Raw genomic sequence first — 16,323 nt, forward strand, 5'->3', positions numbered from 1 at the left:
GTTAATATATCTATTGAGTTATCAGGATCTCAACTCATTCATTATAAATAAATCTGAAAGGTAAAAACAATGGAATTCATTAAAAATAGCAATGTACATCAAGAATATCAAGTTTCTAAATTGGATAGTCAAATGCTAAATGTCCCCTATATTGGTTTAATAAGTTGGTATAAACATCCAATTAATCATCTAAGATTAAAAGTAGCCATTCAACAAATAGTAGATAGTGTACCAATTTTGGGAGGTAGATTGGTCAAGGAATTGTTCTCTCCATTAAAAGTTGTATGTAACCCACAAAAATCTGGTATTGGTTTTATTGATATTGATCTAGGGGAACAGGAAATAAATATTGATAATTTCTTAGATACAAAAACTTATGTAAAAAATCAATTCAATATTCCCAAAAAATGTGTGGATGCTCTTAATAAAGATACTCCATTAGTATATGTAATTTTGAATCATAATCACAATTATTATGGCATAACTCTGCTGGTTAATCATATCATAGCAGATGGTGCAACATATTTTAAATTATTAGAATATCTTTCTCAAGCATACGAAGACCCAGAATATGTTGCTAAATCTGAACCATTATTTACAATAGATTTTAACAAAATGGATAATTATATTGCTGCAAGTTTGAAAAAAATATCATGGAAAGATAAACTTTTAATGTCAATATTCCCGATTGTTCAATCCTTGCCTATTTTTTTGCGAAATAAGAATAACTGGAGTTATATGGAATGTATTTTAACCAAAGAAAAATTAGATTTAATTAAAAAGAAAATTCAAAATATGTCAAATGAAAGTGTCTACAGCACAAATGATGCTTTCTTTCAATTTTTGTCAGTTGTTCCTCTCAAACAATATGCATTTATTTGTAATATAAGAGGGAGAAACCTTGGCATACCAGAAAATTATTTAGGAAATGCTCTATCCATTGTTTTAGATTTTACTAAACCAGGAAACAATTATCTGTTAAAACACACTGATGTGAGAAAAGCAATCAATCAACTTCCAAGCAGATACGATTTTATATCTATTATGACTGGGAATATTGCAGGTCATGTTTCATGGGTTAAATTACAAAACTTACCTAGTTTTAGTGGCAAATTAATTCTGCAAAAGTGGTTTGATTTTGATGATGCACCAAACAAAGCTCTGGCATCAGTTCCTACAAGAAGTTCAATAATGTACAAATTAACAGAAAATCAATATGTATGGCATTATGTAAATCTAACAAATGTTGTTTTGCAAGTTGAAAAAAAGTTAAGAAATTTGGGTGTAGAAGAGATTATTATTGAAACACTTTCATCAAGTAAATGAACATTACAACTTATATTATGTCCGGTTGAACAGTTATAAATAAATAACTAGGTCGGTGTCAGGAGTCAACCCACTCCTAACCTCTCCCAACCCACCTCTAATATCATATGCGGTTGAATAGTTACAATTCAAGCTTGCAGTAAAGCTTTAGCTCTAATAATAGATATTTCAAGGATTAAAGCCCTACTACAAACCGTATACTTTTTAAGCCCTAATTATCCGGACATGATATAACCCCTCCGGTGGAGGGGAAGACAGAAGAACAGGAGAAGAAGGAGAAAGTTTTTTTATAACTAATGGCTTTGTTGTACGAATATCCTGGAATCCTTGCAGTACAATACTTTAGCATTAATAATATTTATTGAGAAATCCTGATTTCATAATGCTTCTAGCACTTTCATGCAACAAAGTCATAACTAATAGACATCTCCAGAAAAGGTTCTCAACCCCTTGCCCCACCGTTCAAAAATCGGCATTTTCGGAGAGGTCTAATGATCCGGACATGATATTACACTATATTCCAGTGAATCAATCCAACAGTACCAATAAAGTAGCATCAAAGTTTTGAGCCGATAAAATCTCACTTCCCCCCTTGGTGGGTAAGGGGGGTTGACTTTTGACTTCCGTAAAACGGTGTTAAATGTCAGGGAAACCCAAAACAACTATCTGACTTGCGCGTAGATTAGCATCTGCTGTTATCATTGGTATCATTGGTAGGTGATATATATACATGGGAATCCCTCCATCGCTTCTGAGCAATTTTACGCTCCGTCTCATTGTCAGTTACTGGGAAATGCGCTAACGCTACTTCGTCTACTTTTCCTTCGTGAGTCAAAGGTAAACTTGAGATAGGAACATAAGCTTCTGGCATCATGTATGGAGGTAACTGCTGTTGAATTTGGGACTGTAATTCTTGGGGGTTCCAAACTCCGGCCACCACAACATAAGCTACTAGGAATGTTTGATGGGCTAATACATAAGCTTGTTCTACTTCGGCAATTGATAACAGGGCAGTTTCTATGTCTGTTAGTTCTATTCGCTGCCCTTGGAGCCATATGTGCCGTTGTTTTGTTCCGACTATTTCTAGATAACCTTTGTTGTGATAACGACCTATGTCTCCTGTTTGGAATAGTTTACCTAATTCAGGGTGTTCAATAAATTTCTGTGATGTCTGTTGCTGTTGATGCAGATAACCTCTGGCTAAACTGGAACCTCCAATATAGATTTCTCCTGGTACTCCTGTGGGGACAGGGTCTTGGTGTTGGTCTAGTACATAAACTGATAACCGACCAGGGTTGCCTACGGGTACATTTTCTCTAGGAGGTTCTTCTAGCCATTGCCAGTGGGTGACTTCTCCTCCTGCTTCTGGGAGACTGTAGAAGTTGTGTAATGAAACTGGGTAGCTTTGGAGAAATTCGTTGGCTATTTCTGTTGATAGGGTTTCTCCACTGCTAAGGAGCGTACGCCAACTGTTCAAAGATGCTGCCTGGTTAGTTATGTTTAACCAGGTAGGTAGTTCTGATGGATACAGGTGAACTATGGTAACTTTGTGCTGGCTAATTAATTTCTGTAATTCTGTAGGCTCGTCATTTGTAGCTATAACTACACTACCACCACTGATTAGAGGTAAACCTATTTCCAGAAGAGCGACATCTTGAGTCAGAGATGTTTTATGCAGTAGAATATCTTGATTAGTTATTTTCAGGGTTTCTTGTAGCCATTTTAAACGTTGAACCACAGCCTGATGTTCTACTAAAGTTTGATTGAGGATATAGGCAAGGTTGGTGGCTGTTGTTCCTGTATTTGGGTTGTCTGTATTCTGTTTGGTTATTGATTCCCACTCCGTGTCTAGACACAGAATTTGAGCATTGGAGTCAGGAATTTCTGATTTGAGGTGGTTTAGGGTTAATATTACCGAAATTGACGGCAAATCCTGTGATTTGTCGGTTGGATCTATTGCTACATAAGCTCCTCCTGCTTTCAGTATTGCTAATAAACCAACGATTCTTTCTACAGTAGGGTCAATATATATGCCTATTGGTGTTTCTGGGCTTATGCCTACACTTAATAGATAGTGGGCGAGTTGGTTAGCTTTTTCGTTGAGTTGGGTGTAGGTTAGTTGTTTGCCCTCAAATATTAAGGCTACTGCATCTGAGTATTTTTCGACAACGTTCTCAAATAACTGATGGATACATTTTTCTGTTGGATAATCTGTTTTGGTATTGTTCCATTCGTGTAGAATTTTCTGTTTTTCTGCCGCTGTAATTAGGGGGAGTTTTGAGATTTTTTCTTGGGGTTTGGCTACTATTGCTGTTAGTAAGGTTAGGAAATGTTCCATCAACCTAGCGATGGTTGATCTGTCAAATATATCTGTGTTGTAAACAAAATGGCCTTCTAGACCTGAGCCTGATGGTGAATCCCATAGATATATTTCTAAATCCGTTCTAGCAGTGTTTAGGAAATCTATAGCCCTCTGAGTCACTCTTAATCCTGGTAGACCCAAATAGTTCATTGATTTTACATTTACGAAGTCAAAGTACACCCGCACTAGAGGGTTTTCCACGAACTTCCTTTCTGGAAAAAGTTCCTCTACTAGCTTTGTAAATGATAAATCCTGATATTCATAAGCCTCTTCAGTTCTTTGTTGAACTTGAGTTAACAATTCGGTAAAGCTAGAGTCATTTAAGCACTGAGAACGAATTGGAAGTAGGTCTGAAAACAGACCAATTAATGGTTCAATTTCAACTCGGTTGCGCTTAGCAGTTATTGTACCTACTATTAAGTCAGACTCGCCACTACAACGATACAGTAAGACAAAAATTGCACTCAGCATAATTGTAAAAAATGTTGTGCTTGATTTTTGACCTAGTTGTGTCAGTTTCTGTATCAAGTTCTGACTAAGATTAAATATTTCTGCTCCTCCCTTGAAGCTTTGCACTTCTGGACGTCGGCGGTCTGTTAGTAGGGGTGATATTGAGGAAGTTCCTGCTAGTTTTTGCCTCCAGTAGCTCAGATATTCTTCTAATATCTCTGCTATGTTCTGTCGTTCCCAGTGGGCGTAGTCAGCATATTGAATGGGTAGTTCTGATAATGAGAAGGGGCTTCCTTGACTGTAGGCTCCATACAATTTATATAGTTCTGAGGCTAGTATGCCTATAGACCAACCGTCATATATTATGTGGTGCATCCTTAACATTAATACATGAGTTTCTGGGCTGAGCTGTACTATGGTGACACGCAATGGGGGGCTTTTGGCTAAGTCAAAGGGTTTTTGGGCTTCATTTCTGATTAATTGTTTGAGTTGGGTTATTTGTTCTGGTGATGGTGGTAACTCTACTACGGACAGATTGATTTTGGCGACGGTCGAAATTACTTGTGTAGGTTTTCCGCCTACGGTGGGGAAATAAGTCCGTAGGCTTTCGTGTCGCCTGATTATTTCGTTGAAGCTTTGCTCTAAAGCTGATAAATTTAGAATACCATCCAGGGTAAAACTAAACGTACCGTTCCAGTATGGATGTTCCGGCAATAACTGATACCAAAACCATATCGCTTCTTGACTGTAGGAAAGGGGAAATTCCTGTTCCCTAGAAACCCTAGGAATAATTTGACTTTCCTTTTGTTCCAACTCTTGTTCAACTAAAACTTCTGCTAGTTGAGCGATAGTAGGATTTTGAAATAGCTTACTTAGTGATAACTCCAGATTAAAAGTATTTCGCACCCGAGACACAACCTTCGTTGCCATCAAAGAATGACCACCCAAATCAAAGAAGTTATCATGTATTCCCACCTTTTCTATTCCCAACACTTCGGCCCAAATCTCTGCTAAGACCTTCTGTGTCTCCGTCTCTGGGGCTACATACTCCGTTAACACACTACTGGCCACATCTGGGACAGGCAAAGCCTTACGGTCTACTTTACCGTTAGGAGTCAGAGGCAGTTGCGACAACACCATTAACTTCGATGGCACCATATATTCTGGCAACCTCGACTCCAGATACTCTCTCAACTGTGGTATCAGTTCCTTTCTCAACTGGGAAATCAACGGATTATTCCCATAATTCTCCCAGTTACCTGCTACCACCGATTTTTGAGTTAGGGGTGTTAACACTATCCCTTCTTGGGCCAACTCACTGCGCACAAATACCCCATCCATCAATTCCGGACCTCCCTGAGCAGACCAACACAACTCTAAGCTATACCCTAAAGATGCACTTAGTTCATATAACCTCTCTGGGTCGATGCTCTTGGTTTCCTTTGACTCTAACTTTCGCCTTAACTGCTGCACATTCTGTTTTGATTCTGGCTGTGATAGCAACTCTACCAACTCTACATCATTAGCTACTCTGCCATTGACTAAACCACTAAAACAAACTGATTCGGGCTCTTGCTCTCGCAGATAAGTTTCTATCTCTTGAACAGTCAGAGCCCCTCCACTTTCTACAGTCGGTGTTATTACTGTTCCTGCTTTTGCCTCTATATGCAACAGTACGCTATACCTATATTTATTCAATTCATTGTGTTCTATTCCCCTCTGTAAACGTATTTGTACATGAGTTATTTCTGGATGTTTTTCTTTGAGAGCGACAAACAACTCTGGTGACAATAACAACTCGGTCTCCTGCTCCATTTTTCTGTCTATCTTTGAGTTGAGTTGTTCTACTGATAATGATGGAGTTCCTTGATACAGTTGCACCGAAGAGTGAAAGGCTTTCATTAATGGCCGACTGCGGATATCCCCTAAGAAAATTATTCCTCCTGGTTTGACTACCCGGATACTGTTTTCTATTACTTGCAACAGATACTCCACACTCGGGAAATACTGGAGCCTGGAACTCAGCAATACGGCATCGAAACTGTTAGGAGCTACACCAGCCATGTCTTCAGCTCGTTTCTGTGCTAAGGATACATGACTATATTTGTCTGGTTCCTGTTCTATTTGTTTTTTGATGTATTCTAATGAGACATTGGAGATATCTGTTCCCAAATATTTTTGTGTCTGGGGTGCGATTTGAAATAGCAGCATTCCTGTGCCACAACCTATTTCCCACACACTCTCTGGTTTTTGTGCTAACACTTGAGTTACTATATCCCCTGCCCAGATGCGCATTTGCTCTACTGGTATGGGTTGGTTGTCGTAGTTGCTAATCCATCCTCTAGTATTGAATAGAGGGTCAGTTACTTCACTGAACTGGTCGTAGACTTGGTTGAATACGTCTTGCCAACTATCTACTTGGGTTTTTGATAGTTCTGAGTTGGAGGTAGTTGTGGTTTGGGTTTCTGGTACTATGTATGCTACTAAACGTTTATCTCCTGGGTTGTCTTCTCTTGCTAATACTACCGTTTCTTTAACTTGAGGGTATGAATTTATAACTGCTTCTATTTCTCCTGTTTCGATGCGATATCCCCTGATTTTTACTTGGTGGTCTATCCGGCCTAAAAACTCTAGATTCCCATCTGGTAAATACCTGGCTAAATCTCCAGTCTTATATAGGCGAGCATTTTGTTGCTGACTAAACAGATGGGGAATGAATTTTTCTTGGGTGAGTTCGGGGCGATTCAGATAACCCCGTGCTAAACCAGCCCCACTAATGTACAACTCTCCAGCAACACCCACTGGCATTAGCTGACAGTTTTTGTCTAGCACATAAGCTTGCATATTGTCAATAGGACGACCAATTACACTGCTTGTACCTTCCTGAAGATTTCCTGAATTAATGGGGTAATGAGTGACATGGACAGTTGTTTCCGTAATCCCATACATATTCACTAACTGTGGTGCAGTATCACCGTGCCTTTCAAACCAAGGTTCCAGGCTATGAAAGTCTAAAGCCTCTCCTCCAAATATCACCAGTCGCAGTGATATATTACTTGCATATTCCTGACTTAGCTCAAAATCAATCAGTTGCTTAAAGGCTGAAGGTGTTTGGTTGAGTATGGTGACTTGCTCATGGCATAGTAACTCACAAAAAGCATCAGGAGAACGGCTGACCCAATACGGAACTACAACTAATCGTCCACCATACAGTAATGCTCCCCAGATTTCCCAAACTGAGAAATCAAAAGCGAAGGAGTGGAATAGAGTCCAGACGTCTTGAGAATTAAATGAGCACCAACTTTCTGTTGCTGAAAATAGATGAGTAACATTCTCATGCTGAATCATCACACCTTTCGGTTCCCCTGTTGACCCAGATGTATAAATTACATAGGATAGGTGATAAGTCTGTACACCACTATCTGGATTAGCTGAACTTTGTTGCATAATCTCCGACCAAGCTCTATCCAAACAAATTATTTGTGCTTTATGTTCCTGTAATTCTTCTACTAATCCCTCTTGGGTCAGAAGCACTGGCACAGCAGCATCAGCGATCGTATATGCGATACGCTCTTGGGGAGAACTGGGGTCGATTGGCACATAAGCTCCTCCGGCTTTGAGTATAGCTAATAAACCTACTACCATCTCGACTGAGCGTTCCAGACAAATACCTACTGGTACATCTGGTTGCACATCAAGGGTTTGTAGATAGTGAGCTAGTTGATTAGCTTTGCTATTTAATTGGCAATAGGTCAGCTTTTGCTCTTCAAATACTACTGCTACTGCATCCGGGGTTTTCTCTACCTGCTCCTCAAATAACTGATGGATACATTTATCTTTGGGATAATCTGTTTTGGTATTGTTCCACTCCACCAGTATTTGGTCTAGCTCTACCTCTGTCATTAATGGTAGCACTGTTACTCTCTGTTGCGGATCGTTCACTATCCCTTCTAACAAGTTCTGGAAATGACCAGCCATTCGGGCAATAGTTTGCTCATCAAATAGGTCAGCATTGTATTTTAACAACCCAACCATAGATGAGTCCTCTTCAAACATTTCCAGCAATAAATCATACTGACTTTCAAATAGATCTAGTAAAAATGGTTCTACTTCAAGTCCGGCCCATTTCATTAAGGTTTTTTCGCTGCTAGAAAACACCTTTTGTTGATCTTGAGATTCCAGGAATTTTTGCAGTAGAAAGCAAGCCTGAAAAAGAGGGGAACGACTGGAGTCACGTTCTACCTTTAACTTTTCTACCAATAAAATAAAGGGATAATCTTGATGAGCTAACGCTCCCAGGACTGTTTGGCGGACTTGAGATAGAAAATCTCTAAAAGAGAGACTCCCTGACAAATCTGCCCTCATCACTACTGAGTCAACGAAGTAACCAACAATAGAGGCAAACTCCTCTTTAGTCCTACCACCATATGTAGGCGATCCTACCAAGATATCCTCTTGACCTGTGTAACGATACAGAAGTACTTGAAAAGCAGCCAAAAGAGTCATATAAAGAGTTGCTCTCTCTGTTTTAGCTAGTTCCTTTAGTTGTTCAGTTAACTTTTTTGATAACTTGAAGGAATAAGTGCCACCATTATCAGTCTGTATAGGAGGTCGTGGTCTATCTGTGGGCAAATTCAATACAGGTAATTCCCCGCCCAATTTTTGTTGCCAATAGTTCCATAGTTTTTCTCCTTCTGGTCCTTCTACTAACTCCTTTTGCCAACTAACATAATCTTGATAAGAATACTGTAGTGGTGGTAAGGATGCCTCAAGCCCATTTAGTTGAGCTTGGTAGAGTTGTGGCAGCTCTTGAGCAATTAAGTTGCATGACCAACCATCTGAAACAATGTGGTGCATTGTCAGTAACATGATATGGTTTTGCTCGGAACAAGTGAACCACCTAACTCGCATCACTGGTTCTGTTTCTAGGTTAAAAGGATATCTGTGAGCTGCAACTACCTTTTTATTTAACTCCTCTTCACTCCAACTAGAAGCATCTATCTGTAAGAAGTCTAACTCTTGATGTTGATGTAGTTGTTGGATTGGTTGTTCGCCCAAATTCGGGAATGTACTCCGTAGCAACGGATGCCTTTCCCTTAGAGCTTGAAAAACTTGTTGCCAAATAGTTATATCTACTTTGGAGTAGATCCTCATCGAAAATGACACATTATAATTATGGCTCTGGGGTGATAGCTGCCACAAAAACCAGAGACCTTTTTGACCATAAGACAGGGGATAGACTTGGCATATATCTGGATTTTCCTTTAGTAACCGTAAGATTTCTGATTTGTACTGCTTTAGTTGGGCAATAACATCAGTGGTCAGTACTTCTTGGGAACCTCCAGTTCTTAACTTTTCTCCATCAGTCCATAATTTAACCCCTTTGAGAGAAAGGTCTTGTAAGAATTCAATTAAGTTCATAGGTCTACCTCTATCCAGTTATTTTCTTTAATGTTATCTGTGTTATCGCTTTGATTCAGTTGTTGATTTAGTTGATTTGAGAGAGCAGCAATGGTGATTCCTTCCATAAATTTTGTCATTGGAACATCCACTTCTAGCTCATTTTTAATTTTATGTCTTAGCTCGATTGACATTAGAGAGTCCAATCCCATTTCAATTAAAGGTTTGTGTATATCGATTAGATGATTTTTTCTAGCTAATACTCGAGCTGCTTTATTTTGGATATGAGAAATTAATATCTTTTCTCGTTCCATGAAGGAAACTGATTTTAATTGTTCTAAAAGGCGATTATCCTTAGTTTCCTTTGTAGCTGTTTTCGACCAATCCGCTAAAAACGGCCACTGCGCCACTTTCTCCTGCCACAGAGACCACTCAATAGGCACCACCCCTACTTCCACATCCGAACCACTCATCAATAGTTCCAAAGACTCCAATACCTGAGCCGGAGATATTACACCCATCCCCTGCTTACTTGCCCTCACATCTGCACCCCGTTCAGCCGCCTCTCCCACTTGAGAAACTGCTCCCCAATGAATACTCAATCCTGGTAATCCCATAGTTCGACGATAATGAGCCAAACCATCAAGAAAAGCATTAGCAGAGGAATGATTTCCCTGACCCGATGAACCCAACAGAGATGCTGCCGAAGAAAACAGCACAAAAAAGTCCAATGATTGATTGAGACTCAATTGATGCAAATGCCAAGCACCCTGCACTTTCGGTGCCATCACCCGCTCAAAACTAGACCAACTCTGGTTTTGTAGCACTCCATCTGATAACATTCCCGCCGAATGAATCACTCCTCCTAAGGGTCTATTTGACTCCTCTATTCTCTGCCACACACCTCTGATCGATTCCCCATCAGATACATCGGCTATTTCCACTACCACGGACGCTCCTGCCATTTCTAACTCTGTTATCTTTTTGATAGCAGCATCATCCGGTGAACGGCGTCCCAACAAGACCAAATGTTTAGCCCCCTTTGACACCATCCAATTAGCTACCAGTAAACCCAAACCTCCCATACCTCCTGTAATCAAATAGCTTGCTCCAGAACGGAAACTTAAGGGCTTTTGAGTCTTACCATCAGCTTGTTGTGCCACTGGTTGCCGATGACGACTACCCACCAACCGAGCCACATAACGACTATCCCCACGCCATGCTACCTGGTCTTCCCTATCCTCAGACCAAATTTCATTAAATAGCGCATCAACTTTACCCTCTAGAGTCTCCTCTGGGTCCAAATCTATACGAGTACAGTTCAACTCTGGATGTTCCCAGCTAATCACTTTCCCCATTCCCCACACCGAAGATTGAGCTACTCCTGGTATCACCGGATGATGAGCAGGCACCGCCTGAGCACCATTTGTCACTAACCATAATCGAGGGACAGTTGATAATCCGCCTTTCACCAATGCTTGTACTAAAGATAGAGTTGTGCCACACCCTAACTTCGATAAACTTCCTAACTCCTCAGAATTAATCCCTTGACCCACTCCGGCTTCAGTCGTCCAACATTGTACCACTCCATACAATGATGGTGACTTCCCTGCCACTGTCTCTATTACTTCCTCAAAATCTTTAGCTTGATTAGGATTAATACTAAACTCTCCCGGAGCTATCTGTTGATACTTTTCTCCCGCAAATACTAAAGTACAAACCTCTCCTACTGAGCGGAGTAAAGTAGCTAACTGTTGCCCTACTCCCTTTTTGTCTGCCAGTATCAACCAACTCTTAGAACCATCATTCCTTTGTTCTAACTTCCTTTGAGAGCCTTGAGCTACAATTACCGTTTGCTCTGACAAGGTTTCTGCCATTCCCTCCACTTCTGGCATCGTAACTACTTCAGTAAAACCCGTTTCTCTCAACACATGATGCCATTTGTCTCTACTCAACAAAGGATAATCTGGTCGTAATTCATAATCCCTGAATTTCCACCATCCTTCTAACAGTCCAAATACTAAATCTACCCATATTGTTTTAGCTGTTGCTTCATATAACACCAACATTCCCCCATCTGCTAATAGTTCTCGCACATGGGATAACGTCTGCTTCATATCTGTCGTTGCATGAAGTACATTAGCGGCAATAATTACATCATAGTGATGAGCCTCAACTCCTTGAGTTGTCGGGTCTACTTCTATGTCTAAAGTTTGATACTTGATGAACTTATAATCCCGGAATTTATCTTGAGCTTTGGCTGTAAATAATGCCCCTATATCCGTGAATGTATATTCGGTTTGATGGGGATTTAGATGAGGTAGAATATAGCTTGTAGTCCCTCCTGTTCCCGCTCCTATTTCCAACAACCTGAGCCCTCGGCTTTTGGGTAATTTTTCTATAGCTTTGGTGATGGATTTTTCTACTATTGTGTTCATCACCAAAGCTACTGTTGACTCTTCATAAAGTTGAGTCGCTGCCGTCAAATCTCCTTGGGGGAACACTAACTCTACTGGGTCTATTGCTCCTCGTAATACCCCACTTAGTTTAGACCCACAACGAGAGAGTAATGTCAATGCTGCTGTTTCTTCTGGATATTTCTTCTGTAAACTGCTGATTTTTTCAGTCGGCTTGACTTCAGGTAAGGTTTGTGCTAATTTCCACTGCTGATTCTTTGACTTGAGTATTCCTGACTCTGTCAATATTTGCAGCAAACGCTTAAACAGTGGTCGATGGGTAGGAACTATACCTAATTTTTGGGCTGCTACATCAAATGCAAAGCTTTCTGCTGGTTTGTATGACCAACCCATCTCCTGTAATGCCTGTACTATATAATCTTTGCTTAATTCTTCTAAGCTTGTTTCAAAAGACGCTGTTGTTTCATTATCTACCTGAGTTACTAATTCTGTCAGAGTAGGAGTTAATTTTTGGTTAATTTCTATAGGAGGTATGAGGAAATCTGGAGGTAGTAGTTTACCTAAAATGCCTTTGTTTCTCCACTCTACTTCATACAACCAATTTTCTATTGATTCGGTTTCTATTCCCAGTAGGGTCTGTTTTGTTCCTAGTTTGACTTGTAAACCTTTGATCTGGGCAATTATTTCTCCTGAAGGAGTTACTATGGTGACAATAGTAGTCAAACTTTCTGGAGTTTCGACTTCTCGACTGATTACTGATGCGTAGGCCCATAGACTCAGCCCTGGATTCTTATATATTCTAAATTGCTCTATTCCTACTGGCAGATAAGTTTTGTCATTATCCGTTGCTGGCAGTGCATGAGACATTACTTGCAAGGCGGCATCTAATAGTGCTGGATGAAAATGATAGTCGTTTGTTTGTGTTATCAATTCTTCGGGGAGTTTGATATAACCTAATGCTTGGTTTGAACCTGACCACAATTCTTGGATGCCTTGGAAGGTATTCCCGTAGTCTATCCCTACTTGTTGAAATTTTTGATAATGTTGTTTGACTTCTATTGTTTGATTACATTCACTCTTGTATTTTTCTAGGTCAATTTTTGTCTGAATAGGAGGGGTTGATTCTTTTCTGATTTTTCCTGTGGTGTGGAGTCTCCACTCCTGTTGTTCAAGTTGAGAAAATATTTGAAACTTATAACTTTGGTTATCTGTTGGGGTGAGTATGGTTTGGGCATTTGTCAATTCTCCTGTTGGTAGTATCCATCCTCTAGTTATGGTTAGGTCTTCTATTACTATCTGGGATGTTTTTAATTGGTGATTTCCTGCTGCTATTGCTATTTCTAGGTAGCCGGTTGTGGGAAATAGTGCTTGATTAAATACTCGGTGGTCCTTCAGATAGTTGGGGGAATTTTCTCCTATTTGTGATGCAAATATTTGTTGTTCCACTGCACAATTTAGCTTTTGACCTAATAGGGTATGGAGGTTTTTCCCTTGGTAAAATTGCTGTTGAGGCCAGAAATTGTTGTTTGTTTCTACCCAATAACGTTCCCGTTGGAATGGATATGTGGGCAATGGTACTTTCTGACGATTATAATCAGAGTCAAACCCTGACCAATCTATTTTTACTCCTTTTACATACAATTTTCCTAAGCTTGATAGCATTTGTTGCCATTCACCCTTCAAAAGCGCAACATCCTCTGACGGGAGGCGGATTTGATTCGGGCGCAATGATGGCAACCATTCTCCTACATCTTCTTTTACACATTGCCTTCCCATTCCTAACAATATTGGTTTGGCTCCGATTTCCAGGAAGGTTTCATATCCTTGCTCTTCCAGAGTTTTTATACTCTTAGCAAATCTTACTGGTTGACGCACATGAGCTACCCAATATTCAGCAGTGGTTATTTCTGCACCTACTTCAGTACCTGTAACATTTGATATTAGTGGTATTTTTGGTTCATTATAGGTGACCTGTTTAGCCACTGCTTCAAATTCGGTTAACATTGGTTCCATTAATGGGGAATGGAAGGCATGGGATACTTGTAATTGTTTGGTCTTAATTTCCTGATTTTTGAATTGAGCACAAATAGTTGCTATAGCTCCACTCTCGCCAGAAATTACTATACTTTCTGGTCCGTTAACTGCTGCTATTGTTACAAGTGAACTATATTCTTTTATAGCCTCTGTTACCTGAGATTCTGATGCCATTACAGATATCATCTCACCACCAGAGGGTAACTGTTGCATCAACTTTCCTCGCATGGCTATTAGTTTGAGACCGTCTTCTAGGCTAAATACTTCGGCAATACAAGCTGCTACATATTCTCCGACGCTGTGACCCATGACTACATTGGGTTTAATTCCCCATGATTCCCATAATTTAAAGAGGGCGTATTCCAGGGCAAATATGGCAGGTTGGGTGTAAGCTGTTTGGTCTAAAAGACTTGACTTTTGTTCATCTTTGGGGTAGATGATTTCTAATATAGATGTTTCTAGATAGGGTTGGAGAATTTGGTCACATTGTTCTAAAGCTTGACGGAAGGTTGGTGCTTGTTCATACAGTTGCCTTCCCATATTCACATACTGGGAACCTTGGCCTGTGAATAGGAAAGCGACATAAGGAACACTACTGTCAGTAGAAAATTCTTTTTGAAATACTTCTGTAACTTCCTCCCCAGCACCAAGGTTACTGAGTTGTGTTGCTAATTGTTGTTGGTCAGCAGCGATAAGAGCAAGACGATGGTTGTGGTGTACTCGTCCACTATTGGCTGTATAACAAATATCTGCTAGTTGTGATTCTTGATTAGTTTCTAGGTAATTTTGATAACGACTGACTAACTCGTCGAGCGCTTTTTGAGTTTTAGCCGAGAGGGTTAATAAATGTAAGGGGCGCCGATAGACATCTTCGCTTTTAACTAGTTTCGGTGCTTCTTCGAGAATGACATGGGCGTTAGTTCCACCCATCGCAAAGGAACTAACTCCAGCTCGGCGAGGTGTGCCATTGCTTTTCCATTCTGACAAAGTGGTATTGATGTAAAAGGGACTGTTGGCAAAATCAATTTGGGGATTGGGTTGTTCAAAGTCTAGGCTAGGGGGAATTAATTTGTGATTGAGAGCCAACGTTGTTTTAATCAGTCCCATTACTCCTGCTGCTGCCTCTAAATGCCCAACATTAGTTTTCACTGAACCCACAGCACAAAAGCCTTTTTTTTGGGTACTTTGCTGAAAAACTTTGCTCAAAGCTTCAATTTCAATCGGATCTCCCATTTGTGTAGCCGTGCCATGAGCTTCTATATATGTGATCGTCTCTGCTTCTACCCCAGCCACAGCCTGAGCTTCTGCAATAACAGCTGCTTGACCTACCACACTAGGTGCAGTGTAGCCAACTTTTAAAGAACCATCGTTATTAATGGCTGAACCCTTGATTACTGCATATATATAATCCCTATCTGCAATTGCATCTTCGAGTCCCTTGAGTAGTACAATACCTAGACCAGGATTAAATCTTGTGCCCCTAGCTTTAGCGTCAAAGGCTCGGCAGTGACCATCAGGGGAAGTAATCATCCCGTCCTGATACAAATATCCTACTGTTTGAGGAATACGGATGCAGACACCACCAACAATAGCCATATCGCATTCCCCATTGAGTATACTTTGGCAGGCCAAATGAACTGCTACTAATGAACTCGAACAAGCCGTTTGTACCCCAATTGCCGGTCCTTTTAGATTCAGCTTGTAAGCAACGCGCGTTGCAAAGTAATCTAGGTTATTTGATAGATATTGTTGTAATAAGAAGCTAGGGTTCAAGCTCTCTTGACGACCTTGCAATAAATAAGTACTCTGGATCATGCTAGCATAAACCCCGATAGCACCTTCATAGGTATATGGATTATAACCAGCCTTCTCTACTACTTCCCAAGCACATTCAAGGAATAGCCTTTGTTGCGGATCTAGTTCTTCAGCCTCTTTAGTACTAAAGTTAAAGAAACCAGCATCAAACATATCTATGTTAGGAAGAATGCTGCCAACCCTGACGTAGCTAGGGTTATTGATTAGCTCTTTTTCTACCCCAGAGTTGAGCAATTCTTGTTCTGAAAAAAAGGATAAGGATATTGACTCAACTCCATCTCGAATATTTTGCCAAAACTCTTCAATATCTTTTGCTCCTGGACAACGCCCAGACATTCCAATTATTGCTATATCCTGATTATCGTTCATGTTTTCTTCTAAGTAATTCATCATTATCAGTATCCTTAATAACTTTGTATAAAATTGCCACTTTGATTTTCTAGTAATACCTTAGTTGGAATCGCTCATACCCAGGATTTTTTTCCAGTTTCTGATGATTTACCAAAAGGAATAAGGGGT

General features: G+C 40.1%; 3 protein-coding genes. 1 reads left to right on the forward strand and 2 read right to left on the reverse strand.

Annotated features, from left to right (window positions below; all coding sequences use genetic code 11):
• Positions 1-69: 69 nt before the first annotated feature.
• Complete coding sequence (locus BJP34_RS17815; RefSeq protein WP_070393500.1) at positions 70-1,326, forward strand: hypothetical protein; 1,257 nt, start codon at positions 70-72, stop codon at positions 1,324-1,326.
• 682 nt (positions 1,327-2,008) lie between these two features.
• Here the strand turns inward: BJP34_RS17815 and BJP34_RS17820 are convergent.
• Positions 2,009-9,559, reverse strand: a complete 7,551-nt coding sequence (locus tag BJP34_RS17820; RefSeq protein WP_070393501.1) for a non-ribosomal peptide synthetase — start codon at positions 9,557-9,559, stop codon at positions 2,009-2,011.
• Positions 9,556-16,197 (reverse strand): type I polyketide synthase, encoded by a 6,642-nt coding sequence (locus BJP34_RS17825; protein ID WP_149031032.1) that lies wholly within the window; start codon positions 16,195-16,197, stop codon positions 9,556-9,558. The genes BJP34_RS17820 and BJP34_RS17825 overlap by 4 nt, the downstream gene beginning before the upstream one ends.
• Positions 16,198-16,323 lie beyond the last annotated feature (126 nt).

Source organism: Moorena producens PAL-8-15-08-1, from assembly GCF_001767235.1.
Taxonomy (GTDB): domain Bacteria; phylum Cyanobacteriota; class Cyanobacteriia; order Cyanobacteriales; family Coleofasciculaceae; genus Moorena; species Moorena producens_A.